The sequence below is a fragment of the Streptomyces sp. NPDC033221 genome (assembly GCF_055577005.1).
The window spans coordinates 86563-103242 of record NZ_JBVIQN010000018.1 but is presented as its reverse complement, the minus strand read 5'-3'; the positions used below and the strand labels follow the sequence as shown (position 1 = coordinate 103242).

General features: G+C 69.7%; 18 protein-coding genes. 10 read left to right on the top strand and 8 right to left on the bottom strand.

The genetic code is table 11. From position 1 onward, the window contains the following. Positions 1-142 precede the first annotated feature (142 nt). Positions 143-391 (top strand): hypothetical protein, encoded by a 249-nt coding sequence (locus ACZ53K_RS23500; RefSeq protein ID WP_468839910.1) that lies wholly within the window; start codon positions 143-145, stop codon positions 389-391. Between the two features lie 180 nt (positions 392-571). Here the strand turns inward: ACZ53K_RS23500 and ACZ53K_RS23495 are convergent, their stop codons facing one another. The 4 genes from ACZ53K_RS23495 to ACZ53K_RS23480 all read right to left on the bottom strand — a co-directional run bounded on the left by ACZ53K_RS23495 (position 572) and on the right by ACZ53K_RS23480 (position 4049). Further along, positions 572-1753 (bottom strand): 4-hydroxybenzoate 3-monooxygenase, encoded by a 1182-nt coding sequence (locus ACZ53K_RS23495; protein WP_468839908.1) that lies wholly within the window; start codon positions 1751-1753, stop codon positions 572-574. A 168-nt stretch (positions 1754-1921) separates the two neighbouring features. Continuing rightward, positions 1922-2671, bottom strand: a complete 750-nt coding sequence (locus ACZ53K_RS23490) for a helix-turn-helix domain-containing protein (protein WP_468839905.1) — start codon at positions 2669-2671, stop codon at positions 1922-1924. A gap of 161 nt (positions 2672-2832) precedes the next feature. Next, entirely contained in the window at positions 2833-3339 is a 507-nt protein-coding gene (locus ACZ53K_RS23485; protein WP_468839902.1) for a carboxymuconolactone decarboxylase family protein, read from the bottom strand. Positions 3340-3704: 365 nt separating this feature from the next. Next, positions 3705-4049, bottom strand: coding sequence for a hypothetical protein (locus ACZ53K_RS23480; RefSeq protein ID WP_468839900.1), 345 nt, complete (start codon positions 4047-4049; stop codon positions 3705-3707). 533 nt (positions 4050-4582) lie between these two features. Here ACZ53K_RS23480 and ACZ53K_RS23475 point away from each other — a divergent pair. The 3 genes from ACZ53K_RS23475 (at position 4583) to ACZ53K_RS23465 (ending at position 8598) form a co-directional block, all read left to right on the top strand. Then, a complete protein-coding gene (locus ACZ53K_RS23475; RefSeq protein ID WP_468839898.1) occupies positions 4583-5398 on the top strand; it encodes a hypothetical protein in 816 nt (271 codons plus the stop codon). 890 nt (positions 5399-6288) lie between these two features. After that, on the top strand, positions 6289-7032 hold the full coding sequence (locus ACZ53K_RS23470) for a TetR/AcrR family transcriptional regulator (protein WP_468839895.1): 744 nt from the start codon (positions 6289-6291) through the stop codon (positions 7030-7032). 162 nt (positions 7033-7194) lie between these two features. After that, positions 7195-8598 carry an FAD-dependent oxidoreductase gene (locus ACZ53K_RS23465; protein ID WP_468839892.1) on the top strand — a complete coding sequence of 468 codons (1404 nt, stop codon included), beginning with the start codon at positions 7195-7197 and terminating at the stop codon, positions 8596-8598. A 53-nt stretch (positions 8599-8651) separates the two neighbouring features. On the opposite strand, the gene ACZ53K_RS23460 is transcribed toward ACZ53K_RS23465, so the two are convergent. Further along, entirely contained in the window at positions 8652-9020 is a 369-nt protein-coding gene (locus tag ACZ53K_RS23460; RefSeq protein WP_468839890.1) for an ArsR/SmtB family transcription factor, read from the bottom strand. Between the two features lie 672 nt (positions 9021-9692). On the opposite strand from ACZ53K_RS23460, the gene ACZ53K_RS23455 reads away from it, so the two are divergent. Next, positions 9693-10304, top strand: a complete 612-nt coding sequence (locus ACZ53K_RS23455; protein WP_468839887.1) for a hypothetical protein — start codon at positions 9693-9695, stop codon at positions 10302-10304. 118 nt (positions 10305-10422) lie between these two features. Here ACZ53K_RS23455 and ACZ53K_RS23450 read toward each other — a convergent pair whose 3' ends face one another. Then, positions 10423-10671, bottom strand: a complete 249-nt coding sequence (locus ACZ53K_RS23450) for a hypothetical protein (RefSeq protein ID WP_468839884.1) — start codon at positions 10669-10671, stop codon at positions 10423-10425. A gap of 78 nt (positions 10672-10749) precedes the next feature. Between ACZ53K_RS23450 and ACZ53K_RS23445 the strand changes: the two genes are divergently transcribed. Continuing rightward, on the top strand, positions 10750-11079 hold the full coding sequence (locus tag ACZ53K_RS23445; RefSeq protein WP_468839881.1) for a DUF6233 domain-containing protein: 330 nt from the start codon (positions 10750-10752) through the stop codon (positions 11077-11079). Between the two features lie 2 nt (positions 11080-11081). Here ACZ53K_RS23445 and ACZ53K_RS23440 read toward each other — a convergent pair whose 3' ends face one another. Together ACZ53K_RS23440 and ACZ53K_RS23435 are read right to left on the bottom strand one after the other, a co-directional pair. Next, entirely contained in the window at positions 11082-12521 is a 1440-nt protein-coding gene (locus ACZ53K_RS23440; protein ID WP_468839879.1) for a cytochrome P450, read from the bottom strand. 123 nt (positions 12522-12644) lie between these two features. Then, complete coding sequence (locus tag ACZ53K_RS23435) at positions 12645-13469, bottom strand: SDR family oxidoreductase (RefSeq protein WP_468839876.1); 825 nt, start codon at positions 13467-13469, stop codon at positions 12645-12647. Between the two features lie 99 nt (positions 13470-13568). On the opposite strand from ACZ53K_RS23435, the gene ACZ53K_RS23430 reads away from it, so the two are divergent. The 4 genes from ACZ53K_RS23430 to ctaF all read left to right on the top strand — a co-directional run bounded on the left by ACZ53K_RS23430 (position 13569) and on the right by ctaF (position 16658). Next, entirely contained in the window at positions 13569-13934 is a 366-nt protein-coding gene (locus ACZ53K_RS23430) for a hypothetical protein (protein ID WP_468839873.1), read from the top strand. 70 nt (positions 13935-14004) lie between these two features. Then, positions 14005-14322, top strand: a complete 318-nt coding sequence (locus ACZ53K_RS23425) for a hypothetical protein (protein ID WP_468839870.1) — start codon at positions 14005-14007, stop codon at positions 14320-14322. A gap of 240 nt (positions 14323-14562) precedes the next feature. Beyond that, on the top strand, positions 14563-16275 hold the full coding sequence (ctaD, locus tag ACZ53K_RS23420; RefSeq protein WP_468839868.1) for an aa3-type cytochrome oxidase subunit I: 1713 nt from the start codon (positions 14563-14565) through the stop codon (positions 16273-16275). Continuing rightward, a complete protein-coding gene (gene ctaF, locus ACZ53K_RS23415) occupies positions 16272-16658 on the top strand; it encodes an aa3-type cytochrome oxidase subunit IV (protein WP_468839865.1) in 387 nt (128 codons plus the stop codon). The genes ctaD and ctaF overlap by 4 nt, the downstream gene beginning before the upstream one ends. Positions 16659-16680 lie beyond the last annotated feature (22 nt).

Here is a 16680-nt window from a genome sequence, read left to right as displayed (position 1 = left end):
ACGTAGACCGCCTCCGAACCCCGCGAGAGGGCCCAACCCGCACGTAGCGTCGACGGGGCAAACCAAGAGCATCTCTGAGCAAGCCCAGCTCAGAGATGCTCAGAACGTGCTCGGAACATGAACGACAAGCAAGGAGACAACCATGAAGGCGTGGCGTACTCGTATCGGTGTCGGTCTCGCCGTCGGCGTTGCAGCGATCGCCGTTCCGCTGACCGCCACCACCGCTTCCGCCGCCGCACCCCCCGGCTCCGGCTGGATCCCCGCCGGCGCCGAGCGGTACCCCTCAAAGGCGGCGTGCGAGGCGAAGGAGCTCGCGGGGGCCCAGGCGAACGGGTACCACGAGGTGTGGTGTGACGACAGTGAGTCCATCATGCCGATCTACTACCGCTGACCGGTCCCCGTCCGGCGAGAACTCATCCCGCTGACGTCGCACCGAGAAAGCCCGCTGCCCCCGGTGTACAACACCGGGGGCAGCGGTATTCAGGCAATTTCAGGCGGGGCAGGCCAGGAACGACTGCGTACTGCCGCGCCGCATCGACGACTGACGCCCGCAGCCCTCCCCCGCCCCCGGCTAATTCACCCCGGCGAGGAATTCACCGAAGAGCCTGCCGGCCGCGGGAGACGTGAACTGCCGTTCCAGTTCCGCCCGGGCGACCCGGTTGCGGAACTCCCCTTCGTACGAAGCGTCACCGGCATCGTGTACGAGATCGGTTATCCACGCCGCGAATGCCTGGTAGTTCCAGACATGGCGCAGGCAGGTGTCCGAGTAGCTGTCGAGCAGACTCGCGTCACCTTCCCGCAGCTGCCGGATGACCGCACGAGCCAGAACCTCGGCATCATAGAGGGCGAGGTTGAGCCCCTTCGCACTCATCGGAGGGACGATATGTGCCGCGTCCCCGAGCAGATACAGCCTGCCGAAGCTCATGGGGCTGTACACCACACTCCGGAGAGGCACGATCCGCTTGTCGACGATCCGGCCGGACGGCACGGGAGTACAGAAACGAGCTTCCATTTCCCTCCAGATACGATCGTCAGGCCACTGCGAAGGGGTGTCGTCGACCGGACACTGGAGGTAGAGACGGCTGGCGTTCGCGCCGCGAGGGAGCATTCCGGCGAGGCCACGGGAGTGTATGGCGATGCCCAGGGGCTTCGCCGGCACTTCGGCCAGGACACTGAGCCAGGAATAACCGTACTCGCGGGAGTGGCGCGTGAGGGCATCGGCGGGGACGGACCCTCTGCTCACGCCGTGATAGCCATCGCAACCGGCGATGAAGTCGCAGGTCACGACATGCGTCAAGCCGGCGGCGCCCCGATGCCGCACACGGGGACGCTCCCCGTCGACGTCTTCCAGGGAGACATCGGCGGCCTCGAAGCGAAGGTCGCCGCCGGCCCGCAGGAAAGCATCCGTGAGGTTGCGGACGAGAATCTGCTGAGGACAGAAGATGCTGCTGTCCCGGTCGTCACCGTCCTCGTCGAACCGCATCGGAAACTCTTTCCCGTCGACCCAGAAACCGTTCCCGATCTCCGGGACCGGGTCGCCCTCCAGCACCTCCGCAAACCCCCACTCGCGGAACATACGCACCCCGCGACTGTCGATGGCCCCGGCTCGTTGCCGCTGCTCGACGTATTCCCGGCTGTGCTTCTCCAGAATGACGCACCCGATGCCGTTGCGCAGCAGGAAATTGCCGAGCGTGAGTCCGGCGACCCCGGCCCCCACCACAACGACGGCGGCGTCCTCACTCTTCTTCACCATGGTGTACCGAACTCCCTCGAAGACAGCGGTGACTGAGCACGCCGGAGTACGAACGACCGTGCCGCCCGAACGGTGCGGCGTGCCCACCACCACTGTGGAATCCGGCAGTGTCCGTCACCAACCGGCGAACGGACACCACATCCCGAAAACCCGCCAACTCGACTCTGGTCAGCACTCGGACGAACCCAGCCCCCTACGCAGACCCACTTGATAGCGGCCCGGAGTCTGGCCGACGACCTCGCTGAACGCGTCGATGAAACTCGACGGGTTGGACCACCCGCAATCCATCGCGGTCTCGGTGACGGAACGGCCGTTGGTGAGATGGATCAGGGCGTGGTGGATGCGCAGAATGGTGCGCCAGCGGTGAAAGCTCATACCCAGCTCGGCGTGGAACAGACGGCTCAGGGTGCGCTCACTCGCTCCCGCGTCGTGCCCCAACTCGGCCAGGGTCGCGCTCCGGCCGGGGTCGGCGTGCAGCAGATCGGTGACGGCACGCAGCCGGTCGTCACGAGGTTCGGGCAGATGCAGGGACTGCTCGGGGGCCTCGGCGAGCTCATCGATCATCACCGCGACCAGCCGGTCATAGGCACCGGGGCGGAACTCCCGCCGGTCAGTCAGCGCCAGAAGAGCCTCCCGCAGCAGCGGACTTACCGCGAACACGCTGGGATGCGCCACGAGCACACCGCACAAGTCGACCGGGACGGGGACCACGCGGGCATCGGTCCTGCCGTAGAACCGATGCGAGTGGGCGAAGCCGGGCGGCGTCCACGTCACCCGGTTGGCCGGGGCGACCCAGGTCCCGCGTTCGGTCGTGGTGGCCAGTGCGCCGGTGGCCGCGTACACCAGCTGGCCCTGGGGGTGCGCATGAGGGGCGATGTGGTGGCCGTGCGGAATCCAGCCCCCGCCACCAGCAGGCATCGGCTGGAGCGTTGAGGGCGATGGGGACGGTTGGCGGGTTGCCTGCATCGGGTGCCAGACTACTGCCGCGGGGCCACACCCACCATGCCCCAACCGGCACGGCAGCCGGCGGAAAGCTCCGCCCTGTCACCCAGGACGGAGCTCACCGTTGCGGACTCCCGTCACTTCCACGGGTCGGTGAACGACCGGCCCGGCACCGGCTTGGCGATGAGCGCCACGGCGATGAAGAAGTTGACCTGGCCGATCGCGAACATCAACGTGGCAAGCGCCTTGGCTTCAAAGTGCTCCGCCGCCTGCGCATACAGCTCGTCGGAGACCCTTTCCCCGTCTGCGGACGGCTGCAGCACGGCTTCCACCAGCGCCAGCGCGGCACGCTCGGCACCGGTGAAGTACGGCGAGTCCTGCCAGGACGCCACCGACGCGATCCGCTCCTCCGACTCCCCCGCCTTGCGCAAGAAGCCCGTGTGCAGAACGGTCAGGTAGGTGCTGCCCACAATCTGTCCGGCCCGCAGCTGCACCAGACTGATCGTGGCACGCGGCACCGAACCGTTGCCGGTGACCTTGAACAGCGCCGCCGACACCTCCGCCAGCTCGGGCACCAGCTGCGCGGGGTCCTCGGCCATCCGCGGACCCATCGGAACCTGTGCCGTGATCGAACGTGCTTCCATCGCCGTCTCCTTCGGGCTTTCCTGTGCTGTCACTGCCCTGACGGATCACGTCCGGGAAATGTGACCGAGGGAGGAGGATCGTTCCGCTTCGGCTTGGGCATCCATCGCCCCGCCCCACCAGGAGCGCCGTTTCGCCAGTACATCCGTACGCGACCGACACGAAGCGTCGCCCCCAGCCCCTTCGACCGCGCCGACCGCCGCAGGGGCACGGGCGGCGTGCCGGCCATGGGCATGCCCCTGCGGACCGTCTCTAGTCCATGCGAGCGGGTCGATGCGGTCGGGTCGATGCGGTCGGGAATGGGACCAGGAATGGGACCGGGAAGATGGCGCGAGCCGGAGCGCCGAGCCGGCTCTGTCTGCTCGCGTCAGCTAAAGCTGACCGACCGCAGCTTGAGGCGCTCCGAGGCGCCCCCGGTGCGTGGCCGCAGGCGGAAGGAGTCGCCCTGGCAGTCGGTGCCGGTGAAGACGGTCGCCCAGGCATCTGTACGGTTCTTCGGCGAGTGGCCGGGCTGGGGGTTCTCCTGGCCGACACCGTGGAGATTGAGGCAGCGGCCGCTGGGCGGGTTGTTGAGGAAGCCGCTGGCCTCGTCCCCCTCGACGGTCACGTAGGAGAAACGGAACTGCCCTGTCGCTGCGGAAGCCGAACCAGGAGTGGCGGCCAGGAGCACGGCGGCACCGAGCACGGCGGTGAAGACGGAGCGAAGACGCATCAGCGGGTCTCTCTGGAGGTGGGAAAGTTGCCGCGTCCACCTCTGCCCGCCCCGGCGGACGCGCACCCACGAATCACCCCCACGAGTGACGGCGAAACGTGCCTGCACCACCCCGATGGATAGCAGGCCCCTGCGCCTCAAGCTGCCGTAGCTCGGCGCTCGTCTCCATCGGATCGCAGCGGTGTGCCGTCGCTCGCTCTTGCGAGGGACGGTCAGAGGTGGCCGCAGGTAGCCGGAGGTGATCGAATCTGCGAGGCGGCAACAACACCGTGCAACCACGCAGGTGGCGCGTGGAGCGAACCCTGGGACGGCTGACGCCGAACCGCCGCCTCACCAGAGAATCCACCCCAACCTGGCGAGGGCTGCAACAGCTCACCAACGACACATCTCAGGACGAAACATCGGGAGAAAATGCCCTCTGAACTTGTTCTTCAAGATCGGACCGGGCCAGTGGCGACGTACGGCACCAAGTCGACAACCGCCCCGAGCAAATCCGTTGGCACCCGAAGCCTTCGAACGACAAGACTGCGCTGGTGAACACCCTGCCGCCGTTGCCCGACCCGCTTCCTCTGCCAGTACCGGACCCGCGTGCCCGCGACGTCGTTCTCGACTATGCGGGCATGGACGCCTTGGTGGCCGACCTGGTTCTGCCCGGCGAGGCGTCGATGTACGTCCTGAGCGCGCTGGAAACGTCCCGCGAGCTCATCCGGCACTCCTACTACCGGTACGAGTTCGCCACCGTTGCCGTCACGCATTCCCTGTTCGCCCTGGAGCACGTTCTTGTCGAGCGTCTGTCCATCAACGAACCGGTCCAGGACCTCATCGAGCGGGCCGTCGATGCAGGGCTCATCCCGGTCGAACTCGCTGCCGAGCTCGACCGCAGCCGACTACTGCGCGACAAGCTCACGCAGGGCACTGTGACAAGTGCCGCCCTCGGCCCGGTCAGGGCCATCACCATGGTGCATGCCGTCTTCGATGCTGTTTCCCTGCTCCTTCGCCCACCATCTGCGGCAGACGTGGCAGCTGTCGGCATGAGCGGAGCGCAGCCTGAAGACCGACTCGCCCGGCTGTGGGAGGAGCACCGGCGCGCCCTGTACCCGGACAGCTTCCGCGGCATTGACGTTGAGGGCGTGGAGCTGATCCTCTTGGACGCCGACGTCGCCGGCCTCGTCCGGAGAGAGCTGAACGGTGGGCTCGACGACAGTGGCATTGCCACCCTCTGGGCTTGCATCGCCGACCTCGACAAGGTCGTGACCCTGATCAACTCGGAGTACTGCGCCTCCTACTTTGCGAGACTTCGGACGATGGCCAAGCTCGCAGCAGCCCGCTACATCCCCACCGCGACCTGACACGCGGCGTCCGCAATGGGATATCCCACGACACTCGTCAGGGTCCGGCCCGCTCGCGTCCAATGATGATCCCGGGGCGTCTGACGGTTTTACCCACGTCGTAGCGCATGACGGGCTGCTGGTTCTTGGAGCCGAGCGGTCTGCCGGGGCCGGGCCGGCCGGGGATCATCAGATGTCGGCCCCGGCCGCGGCCGTAGAAACGTCCCAGGGCTCTCCTGGGGAGAATCGGCTACGTAACACGGCGCAGCGGTGAAAGGCACTGAAAGACCGATCCGTGCAGGCCAGAGAGACGGAAGGTCACGTAATCGCAGGTCAGATGGGTCCGGTAGACGACTTCATGACGTACGTACCGAGATCGTCGGCCTCGATGAATCCCGAAACGGCCCTTATTCGCGCACGGCCCGTGACATAGCGATTCCGCAGCCGACTTGCGCCCGCTTGATGACGCGTAAGGATCGGCAAGTTCAAGAAGATCGTGGGCGGCCGACAGTCACTTCCATCAGATCACGACAGGGGGCGTCGCTCGCTCTTGCGAGTCACCTTCGCCCCATGGAAGCCCCCAGCCCCAGCCCAAGGGGATCCTCTCGCGGTCGGCACAGAGCGTAACCATCCAGGGCCTGACGCCCCATCAGGAAAGTCAGCATGAGCACGACCAAAAGTGGCCAGAGATGATCGTACTCGCCTACCTGCTCCGACCCGCCACGCCTCCTGTGACCTGCAGAAAGACAGGCCACAGGAGGCGCGACCGACATCACGTCCGCCTGGGTCGGACGATCCCCCGCGTCGCCCGACCCAGGCGGCTTGTCCGGAGTTCTGGCCGCGTCGGGGCGGACATCCGGAGACCTGCTGAGTATATTGGCTCTCAGCCAGTCAACGCAGGAGTTAACAGCATGTCCCCCCGCAGCCCCTCGGTCAATGAAGAGTTGCGGCGGCGTTCCCGGGAGCGTTTGTTGCAGGCGACCGTCGAGCTGGTGGACGAGCGCGGGTATGAAGCGACGACGCTCGGGGACATCGCCTGCCGTGCCGGGTCGGCGCGTGGGCTGATTTCGTACTACTTTCCCGGGAAGCGGCAGCTGCTGCAGTCGGCCGTGCACCGGCTGATGCACCATTCGTTGCAGGCGGCGCTCGACCGTGAGCCGGTGCCGGCGGGTGCGGACGCGGGCCGGGAGCGGCTGGCGCGGGCGATCGACGCGATTCTGGGGCTGGCGCAGGAACGGCCGCTGCTGATGCGTACGCACATGGCCGGGATCCTGACGGCGGAAGGTTTCATCCAGTGTCCGGAGCAGCAGCGGCTGGCGTTCTTGCTGCGTGACACGGTGGAGCGGTACGGCACCGAGGACGCCGACACGGATTACCGGCTGTTGCGGGCGTTGCTGATGGGGTCGGTGGTGGCGGTGTTGTTGCCAGGGGCGCCGATGCCGGCCGCGCGCTTGCGAGCTGAACTGTTTCAGCGGTACGGGCTGGACTGGGAGCTGGGCACGCCGCCCAGCGAGGGGCCGGAGCCTCCGCTGGAGGGCCCGCCTCCGGTGCACGATCCACTTGCGATGGAGGACCCGCCGTCGTCGCAGGATTCGGCGCCTGTGCAGGATTTGCCGCCGTTGCAGAGCGATTCGGGGGCTGTGAAGGGGGCGTAGGGCGGGGCGGGAATCGCTCGGGCGGGTGACAGTTGATGTACGGGCGAGGTTCACCCTCGCGGCCCGCCCTTTGGCCGTTTCGGTGGGCAACCCCGGCCGCACATCTCCCGCGCTCCCCACACCGGTGCGATTCTGGAAGTACTCCGCGGGAAGGGGCCTTCCGTGCTTCGTGTCGCAGTGATCGGTTCGGGACCCAGTGGCGTCTACACCGCTCAGGCGCTGGTCGGGCAGGAAGCCGTACCGGACGTCGAGGTGTATGTGCTCGACCGGTTGCCGTGCCCGTACGGGCTGGTCCGCTACGGGGTGGCGCCCGACCACGAGAAGATCAAATCGCTGCAGCACAATCTCCGTGCGGTGCTGGAGCATCCACGCGTGCACTTCCTCGGCAACGTCGACGTGGGGGCCGGCGGCCTCGGTCCGCCGGAGCTGCGGCGCATGTTCCACGCGGTGGTGTACTGCGTGGGAGCCGCCACCGACCGTCACCTGGGCATCCCCGGTGAGGAACTGCCCGGCAGCCACTCCGCCACCGCCTTCGTCTCCTGGTACAGCGCGCACCCGGACGCGGCGGACGGCCGTTTCCCGCTCGCCGCGCGGTCGGCGGTGGTGATCGGCGTGGGCAATGTGGCGGTGGACGTGGCGCGGATCCTCGCCCGCGGGGCCGACGAGCTGGTCGGTACGGACGTGCCGCAGGCGGCGCTCGGCGCGCTGGGCGAGAGCCGGGTGGAGGACGTGTGGATGGTGGGGCGACGGGGGCCGTCGCAGGCGAAGTTCACCACCAAGGAACTGCGCGAGCTGGGTGCCCTGCCGGGCGCCGACGTGGTCGTACGGCCCGAGGAGCTGGCGCTGGACCCGGCATACGGGGACCCCGCGGGACTGCCCGCGGTGAATCGGCGCAATGTGGAGGTGCTACGCGGATGGGCTCAGGGGGAGGTCCGGGACGGGGTCCGGGGCGGGGTCCGGGACGAGGGAGTAGAGGGCGGGGAGGGGCAGGGGCGGCGGCGGATTCATCTGCGGTTCTTCCTGCGGCCGGTCGAGGTGGTCGGTGACGCGGAGTCGGGGGCACGGGGGGTGCGGTTCGAGCGGACGGTGCCGGACGGGGCGGGTGGCGTCACGGGCACCGGGCAGTACGAGGAGATCGCGGCGCAGCTGGTGTTGCGCTCGGTCGGGTACAAGGGGACCCCGCAGCCGGGCCTGCCGTTCGACGCGGCGACCGGGACGGTGCCGCACATGGAGGGGCGGGTACTGCGGGAGGGTGCGCCCTGCCCCGGCGAGTACGTGGCGGGGTGGATCAAACGGGGGCCGACCGGGGTGATCGGTACGAACCGGCCGTGCGCGAAGCAGACGGCGGCCGCGCTGCTGGCGGACGCGGACGCGTTGGCGCGCGAGCCGTTGCCGGACGATCCGGTGGCCGCGTTGCAGCGGGCCGGGCAGCGGCCGGTCCGCTGGCAGGGCTGGCTGGGCATCGAGGCCGCGGAGGCCGCGCTCGGCCGGGGACTGGGGCGGACCACCGTGAAGATCGCCGACTGGCCGGAGCTGCTGGCGGCGGCGGAGGGCGGGGATCGCTGAGCGGGCCGGCCCGGCAGCCGCAGGCGCCCCGAGCCCGCTTCCCGCTTCCCGCTTCAGTCCTTGAGACGTTCGTCCTGGAGGTCTGCCGCTTCCAGGACGCGTTCGATCAGGCCGGGGAAGAGTGCGTCCAGGTCCGCGCGGCGCAGTCCGTTCATCTTGGCCGTGCCGCGGTAGATCTGGCTGATGACGCCGTGCTCGCGCAGTACGCGGTAGTGGTGCGTACAGGTCGACTTGCTGACGGGCAGCTCGATGACCGTGCAGGACAGTTCGCCCTGGGCGGCGGCGAGAGAGCGTACGATCCGCAGCCGCATCGGGTCGGCGAGCGCGTGCAGCACGTCTTCGAGACGGATCGCCGAACGGTCCGGGTGGTCCAGGACGCGGGCACCGGGCCGGTCGGCTGATGTCGTCGTGGTGGTCGTCATGGCGCGGCTCCTGGAGTCGGCTTCGGGCGGTCGGTTCCAGCCGGGGATCATCATTGTACGAGGAACGTCGTAATTTGACATCCTCGCAGGGTGGAGGCTGTCGGCTGGGCTACCGTGCCCGCCCGTTCCGTCATCGCCGGCGGAACGTTGCGGCGCGCCCCCGGTCACTGACATGTACTCAGCCCGGCGGGGCACCCGTGGCGAAAGGGTGAACCGGCAAGTACCGGCGGGCCGCGGGAACCTCGCCGGGGACGAGTGGGGTACCTGTGGGGTACCTGGCGGGTACCTGAGGCGCTTGTGAGGCATGAGTGACGCGTGGTGCGAGGCGTGAGTGACGTACGGCGTAAGGCATGAGTGACGTGCGCGATGAGTATCGAGTGATCATGATCGCTGGACCGCGACCCGGTCGCCGGTTCGTGTCGGAGGCGCGATGAAGAACTGGACCGGTCCGTGATCGGCACATGGCGGCCCCTTCCGCGCCGGGACCGCGACGGGGACCGGAATCGGGGCCGGGGCCGGGGCCGGGGCCGAGCGTGGGCTCGCGAGCGAGAATGCGGGCCGCGCGAGTGTGCGCCCGGCCTGTCGGCGCGCGCCGGGCGGGCCCTCCTGGCGCAGTGGCACCGCGTCGCCGGGCCGACGTGGGCCGCGCTCTGCCGTCGCCGCCTGGCCGCGGTGCCGCTGACGGCGGTCTCCACGGTTCTCGTGATCATCTGTCATGCGCTCACGCTGACGGATGCCGGTGAGCGACTGGTCTGGTCGCTCGCCGGGGTACGGGCCGACGTGCCGCCCTGGCTGGTGCTGCTGCGGCTGCCGCTGTCGCTGTTCGCGCCGGCGCCGGGGCTCCCGTGGTGGGGCGCCATCGCCCAGGTGGTCGTGATCTTCGGAGTGGCCGAGTGCGTCCTCGGGACGGCGCGTACGGCGGCTGTGTCCCTGATCGCCACGGCCGCGGCGACCTTCTTCGCGCGCTTCGTGCTCACCCTCGGCCCGCACCACCCACTGGCGGTCTCCGCAGCCGAGGCGACACTGGCCGACACCGGTCCGTCCGCGGCCGTGGTCGGGCTGCTGATCTGCACGGGATGGGCCTGCCGGGCGTCGGTACTGGTCGTGGGTACGGCGCTGGCCTTCTCTCTGGAGTGCGTGGTGACCTCCACACTCTCCAGCCGCGCCCACCTGGGCAGCATCGCGGCCGGTCTGCTGTGCGCCGCGGTGGCCTGCCGGGCGCCGGCGCGCGCCGCTCCCCTGGCCGCCGCGCCTGCCACCACCGGCCGGGATGCGGCGGGCTGAGCGCAAGGCCGTACGGGCTGGGGCAGCGTTCCGCGACATCGAATCTTGAGCCCGGGCGGATTTGAATGCCGAGCCCGCGCCGTGCCGTGCCGTCCACGTTTGATCGCCGACCGGTCTTCTACCAGCCCATGTCTCGGGCTACCTCTTCTTGCGCTGCGGCGACCTCTCCCTGGGTGACTCCTGCGAGAGCTGCGCTGCACCTCCATTCGAACCCCGCCAGCAGGTCGGCGAGCGCCTGCTTCTGCGCCGGATGCGTGATCGGCACCGTGTTCAGATCGGTGCTCATCAGCCAGTCGAACAGCACAACGGCATCTGCGCGCCACAGCCTGACGTCGACAGTTGGCACGGACGAGTCATCAGCATTCATGGGGAGCATCGTGCCAGGTCAGCGTGGGCGGCAGGGCAGCCGCCCAATCTCCCGCCCCGGACGGCTAGACTCGAACGCGTGAGCGAATTGCCCCCGGATCTGCCGCGCCTCCGCACCCTGGAGACGTGGCTGCGCCTGCAGCTCGCCGCCGTCCGGGCCCGTATCCAGCACCTCGAACAGCAGGAGCGCGACCGTCCCGAACCGGTCCGGCCGCCCCGGCCCGACTGGCTGCTGGAGACCGAGCGCCTCGGGGGGCGCGACGGGCGGCCCGTGCGCGTCCATGTCGGCGGGTGTGGTCAGGCGCGGGGCCGGGCCATCAGCCGCGAGCAGGCGGTCGACGCGCTGGGGCGGGGTGTGGAGGCGTGCTACGGCTGTCGCCCGGACACCGAGCTGGGGATTCTCGGCTGAGGTCACGGCCTCCGACGGGCCCGCAGGGTGGCGACCAGTGGCACGGCCGGCTGGATGAGGATGCCGATCCGGTGGGGCACTTCCTCGGGTGTGACGTCCAGGTGGAACCGCTGGGCCAGGGTGGCCAGCAGCAGCACCGCCTCCACCTGCGCGAACCGGGCGCCGAGACAGCCGCGCGGACCGCCGCCGAACGGGAACCAGGCGTGGTCGGGGATGGCGTCCGGGGCGTCGGCGTCCCAGCGTTCGGGGCGGAACGCGGTCGGGTCGGGGAACCAGCGCGGGTCCCGGTGGGTCGTCCACTGGCTGCACCACACCGCCGTACCGGCCGGAACGCCGCTGCCGCCCAGTACGGCCCCCTCCCGGGCCACGGCGGGAATCACCCAGGACGGCGGGTAGATCCGCAGGGCTTCCTGGACGATCTGACGGGTCCAGGTGAGCTGTTCGTGATCGTCGACGGTGGGTGGGCGGCCGGCCAGGACGCGGTCCAGTTCGCCGTCCAGCCGTGCCCGCGCCTCCGGTGACCGGGACAGCAGGTACCAGGTCCAGGTCAGTGCGGTGGAGGTCGTCTCGTGACCGGCCGTCCAGAGCGTCACCGCCTCGTCGCGTACCTCCTTGGCGGACAGCGGGCGCCCGTCCTCGTCGGCGGCTTCGAGGAGCCGGGCCAGCAGGTCGTCGCCCTGGCCGTGGATACGGGCGTTGCCGTGGATACGGGCGTTGCCATGGATACGGGCGTTGCCATGGATACGGGCGTTGCCATACGTACGGTCGCCACCGTTGCCGCCCGGGCCTGCCCTCCGCGCGCTGATCAGCCGGTGCACCTCGGCGTCGATGGTGGCGACGGCGCCGAGCAGTCGCCGCCGGGAGGGCGTGCGGACCCAGTCCGGCAGGAAGATGCCGATGCCACGCAGTTCGGCGGCCATCGCCTGCTCGGCCACCGCCATCGCCTCGCTGAGCGCCCGGGTCCGGCTTCCGAGGTCGTTGCCGAACAGTGTGCGGAGCACGATGCGCTGGGTGAGGAGGCTCATCTCCCGGTGGACGTCGACGCGTTCGCCCGCGCGCCAGCCGTCGGCCGCCGTGCGGGCGGTGTCGACCATGATCCGGGCGTAGCGGCGCACCTGGCGCGGGCGGACGGCCGGCTGGACCAGGCCGCGCTTGCGGCGCCAGTCGGCGCCCGTGCTGCGGACGACGCTCTCACCGGTGATCCGCTGGAATACCCAGCCGACCTCCAGGAGGCCGTAGGCGTGCTCCCGGGAGCCGAGGAATTCGGCGATGTGCTGCGGGTGGGAGAGGAACAGGCTGCGCCGCGGGCCGAGCGACCAGGTCACGGCGTCCCCGTACTCGTCCCGCAGCCGGGCCATGAAGGCGAGGGGGTCCTTGCCGAAGGCGGGCAGGTTCCCGAGCCACGGCAGGCCGCGCGGGCCGGGGACGGGGCGGAGCGGCACGGTTGGCGTGGCACGGAGCGGGACGGGCGGCACGGGGGCGGTTCCTCCGGGCGTGGTGAGGTGGCGGGGCCCTGGCGGGTTCCTTGCGTCAGCGACGCGCAGCGGAAGCGACGGCCGGCCGGGTCACTGCCGGAGGTCCCAGATCGCGGCCTGTTGCCGCTTCACCTCGTCGATGCGGTCCGCCGGGAGGAAATTGCGGAAGAGGCCGGAGTCCTCCTCGGCGACCTTCACGAAGAGTTCGACGATCTCCTCGGGGTCCTTCTGGCTCTCCCCGGTCATCTCGCCGTAATCGTCGGCGAGGCGGACCTCGACGCCGAGATCCGTGGTGAAGTGCCCGGCGCTGAAGGATCTCTCCCGGTCGAACCAGACGCGCAGCGCGTCGCCCATCCGGTCGTTGAAACCCGTCAGGTACGGCCCCGGGTTGATGGTACACACCTGGACGCCCAGCGGCTTGAGTTCGTCGTGCATGGCCTGGGCGATCGACTCGATGGCGTACTTGGACGCGCAGTACGGACCGAGGTACGGATTGGTTGTCAGTCCCGCGATGGACGACAGCCAGACGATACGGCCGCTGCCGCGTTCCACCATTCGCCGGGCGAATCCCTGGGCCAGCGCGAGATGGCCGAACACGTTCACCTCGAAGACCCGCCGGAACAGTTCCAGCGGAATCTCGGAGAGCGGCCCCATTTCCCCGACGGCGGCGTTGTTGAACAGGACGTCCACGTCCCAGGTGTGCGCCTGGTGTCGGTGCAGCGCGTCGGTGACGTCCAGGTTCTCGACCTGGAGGCGGACGCCGCGCCGGTCCGCCGCGTCCATCAGCGCCGTCATCTGCGGGCGGTTCTCGGCCGCCGCGATGACGTGGTGCCCGCGTTCGGCGAGACGCAGCGCGGCGTCGCGGCCGAAGCCGGACCCCGCGCCGGTGATGAGAATGCGCTTGCCGGCTGCCATGGCAGCTCCTTTCCGCGGGCGATGACCGGTTTTCACGACGTTCAATCTCACCCGTTCGACGACATGCGCAGACAGTAGCCGACTGACTACCCTTTGTGCATGAACCGTGGGGGCTGCCAGGTCCACCGGTCCGAGGCGCGGACCGGTGTCCTGGTGCTGATCGCCGTGCTGATCGCCCTGTGCGGTTCGGCGCCCGCGGCCTTTGAACCGGGCGCCGGGCCTTCCGAGGTCTCCGCCGCCATGTCGGCCGAGCCGGTGGCCGATGACAGCATCGCCCAGGCTGCCGGGTCCCGGGCGCCCCGGGCAGGCCGGACCGACCGCTCCCCCACGGTGCGGGCCCTCGCCCCGTCGCTGCCGCGCCGCACCGGCCGTCTCGACCGGCTCCTCTCCCGCTGGGCCGATCTGCGGGCCGGCGTACGTGACGCCGCGGGCGACCGCGCGCGCCACACCGTCCTGCGCTGCTGACCGGGCCGCGCTCCCTTATGCACGGAGCGCTTCCGCGCCACGCAGCAGCGATCAGCAGGAGAGGTGCGTCATGTCCATCGATCCCCAACGCGCGCTGGAAGGTTATCTGCGCGCCGTGAGCTATTCCTCGTACGACGGCGAGCCGGAGTCCGCGTCGAGGACCGGGGCCGGCCCTCAGCCCGGATCCCGGGCGAAGCACGAACCCGTCCAGCACCACACCCCCACCCCCGCCTCCGAATCCACCCCGCACAAGGGCCCCGCCCCGGCTCCCGCTCCCCCCACGGAGCCAACGCCCGCCCCCGCCGGCAGGTCCGGCCTCCTGTGCCGGCTGCGGCTGCTGTCCCTGCGCCGCGGCCCGGTGACCGCCGAGGAGACGCGCCGGGCCTGAGCCGGGACGGCCGCCGAGCCGCCCCTCGCGCCGGGGCGCCCCGGCGCGAGGGCGCCGGGGCGTGCACCCTTCCGGGTGGCGGTGGCCCGTCCCGCACCGTGGGCACCGGCGATCCGGCCGCCGCTGGTGCCAGGCTGTCGGGTGCCGGTCGGCGGCCGCGCGCCGTGGCCCGGCGCGTGTGCCTCGCGGTACGTGTCGGCGTGCCCGCGTCGGTCTCCGGCGCGGGCCGGGCGGAGGTTCATGGTTGTCGAGGTGCAGCAGGGCACGCGTACGGAGAGCGTCGCGGTGCCCCGCAACACGGTGGGACGCGCGGTACGCCGCTGGCTGACCACGACCGACCACAAGGTGATCGGGAATCTCTATCTCGTCACCGCCTTCGGTTTCTTCCTGCTGGCGGGCGCGCTGGCGATGGTGATGCGGGCCGAACTGGCCCGTCCCGGTCTGCAGATCGTCGGCAACGAGCAGTACAACCAGCTCTTCACCATCCACGGCACGATCATGATGCTGCTGTTCGCGACGCCCACCTTCGCCGGGTTCGCGAACGCGGTGATGCCGCTGCAGATCGGCGCTCCCGACGTGGCCTTCCCGCGGCTGAACGCGCTGACGTACTGGCTGTTCCTCTTCGGCGGCCTGATGGTGGTCTCGGGGTTCCTCACGCCGCAGGGCGCCGCGTCGTTCGGCTGGTTCGCGTACGCGCCGCTCAACGGTGCCGTACGCAGCCCGGGCGCCGGCGGTGACCTGTGGACCATGGGTCTGGTGGTGTCCGGCCTCAGCACCACGCTGGGCGCGGTGAACTTCATCGCCACCATCATGTGTCTGCGCGCCCCGGGCATGACCATGTTCCGGATGCCGATCTTCACCTGGAACGTGCTGTTCACCTCGATCCTGGCGCTGCTGGCGTTCCCGGTGCTGACCGCCGCGCTGCTCGCCCTGGAGGCGGACCGGAAGTTCGGGGCACATGTCTACGATCCCGCCAACGGCGGGGCGGTGCTGTGGCAGCACCTGTTCTGGTTCTTCGGGCATCCGGAGGTGTACATCGTCGCGCTGCCGTTCTTCGGGGTGATCACGGAGATCGTCCCGGTGTTCAGCCGTAAGCCGGTGTTCGGGTACATCGGCATGGTGGGTGCGACCATCGCCATCACGATGCTTTCGGCGACCGTGTGGGCGCACCACATGTTCGCCACGGGTGCGGTGCTGCTGCCGTTCTTCTCCCTGATGTCATTTCTCATTGCGGCGCCGACGGGGGTGAAGTTCTTCAACTGGATCGGCACGATGTGGCGGGGCAGTGTGTCGTTCGAGACGCCGATGCTGTGGGCGGGCGGATTCCTGGTCACGTTTCTGCTCGGCGGGCTGAGCGGGGTGCTGATCGCGTCGCCGCCGCTGGATTTCCATGTCACCGACTCGTACTTCATCGTCGCGCATCTGCATTACGTGCTGTTCGGGACGGTGGTCTTCGCGATGTTCGGGGGCTTTTACTTCTGGTGGCCGAAGCTGACCGGCCGGATGCTCGACGAGCGGCTGGGGAGGATTCATTTCTGGTCGCTGTTCACCGGTTTCCAGGTGACGTTCCTGGTGCAGCACTGGCTGGGTTCGAGCGGAATGCCCCGGCGTTACGCCGACTATCTGGCCGCCGACGGGTTCACCGTGCTGAACTCGCTGTCCTCGGCCGGCGCGTTCCTGCTGGGGCTTTCCACGCTGCCGTTCCTGTACAACGTGTGGCGTACGGCGCGGTGGGCGCCGAAGGTGCTGGTGGACGATCCGTGGGGGTACGGCAGATCGCTGGAGTGGGCGACGTCCTGTCCGCCGCCCCGGCACAACTTCCACGCGCTGCCCCGGGTGCGGTCCGACTCCCCCGCTTTCGACCTGCACCACCCCGAGGTACTGCGGCTGCCCGCTCCGCAGCGCGGCGGGGGCGAACCGACTCCCGATCCGCACCGGGAGCGTCATCCGTGAAGGCCGAGGCGCTTCTCTTCGCCGGTGTGGCGGGGTTCTTCTGCGTGGCCGGTCTGGGTTACGGGCTGTGGTCGCGGGAGCCGGCCGGTACGGCGGCGCTGGCCGTCTCCTGTCTGATGGCGTTGCTCGTGTGCGGTTTCTGCACGGTCAACCACCGTAAGCGCGGGGCGCGGCCGGAGGACCGCAAGGAGGCGGAGGTGCGCGAGCGGTCGGGCGGGCTCGGGTTCTTCCCGCCGCGCAGCGGCTATCCGCCGCTGACCGGTCTGGCGGTGGCGCTGACCGCGCTGGGGGTCGTCTTCGGGCTGTGGCTGTTCGTGATCGGGGTCGGCCTGCTGGTGGCGGGGGTGGTCGGCATGGTGATGGAGTTCGCCGGGCGGTCGTGAGGGGCGTCGTACGGGAAGGGTG

Coding starts and splice junctions, on each gene's coding strand:
- ctaD (WP_468839868.1), top strand. CDS start 14,563: ATGGTTGTCGAGGTGCAGCAGGGCACGCGTACGGAGAGCGTCGCGGTG.
- ACZ53K_RS23485 (WP_468839902.1), bottom strand. CDS start 3,339: ATGGAAGCACGTTCGATCACGGCACAGGTTCCGATGGGTCCGCGGATG.
- ACZ53K_RS23425 (WP_468839870.1), top strand. CDS start 14,005: ATGTCCATCGATCCCCAACGCGCGCTGGAAGGTTATCTGCGCGCCGTG.
- ACZ53K_RS23470 (WP_468839895.1), top strand. CDS start 6,289: ATGTCCCCCCGCAGCCCCTCGGTCAATGAAGAGTTGCGGCGGCGTTCC.
- ACZ53K_RS23480 (WP_468839900.1), bottom strand. CDS start 4,049: ATGCGTCTTCGCTCCGTCTTCACCGCCGTGCTCGGTGCCGCCGTGCTC.
- ACZ53K_RS23495 (WP_468839908.1), bottom strand. CDS start 1,753: ATGGTGAAGAAGAGTGAGGACGCCGCCGTCGTTGTGGTGGGGGCCGGG.
- ACZ53K_RS23490 (WP_468839905.1), bottom strand. CDS start 2,671: ATGCCTGCTGGTGGCGGGGGCTGGATTCCGCACGGCCACCACATCGCC.
- ACZ53K_RS23460 (WP_468839890.1), bottom strand. CDS start 9,020: ATGACGACCACCACGACGACATCAGCCGACCGGCCCGGTGCCCGCGTC.
- ACZ53K_RS23450 (WP_468839884.1), bottom strand. CDS start 10,671: ATGAATGCTGATGACTCGTCCGTGCCAACTGTCGACGTCAGGCTGTGG.
- ACZ53K_RS23500 (WP_468839910.1), top strand. CDS start 143: ATGAAGGCGTGGCGTACTCGTATCGGTGTCGGTCTCGCCGTCGGCGTT.
- ACZ53K_RS23430 (WP_468839873.1), top strand. CDS start 13,569: ATGAACCGTGGGGGCTGCCAGGTCCACCGGTCCGAGGCGCGGACCGGT.
- ACZ53K_RS23435 (WP_468839876.1), bottom strand. CDS start 13,469: ATGGCAGCCGGCAAGCGCATTCTCATCACCGGCGCGGGGTCCGGCTTC.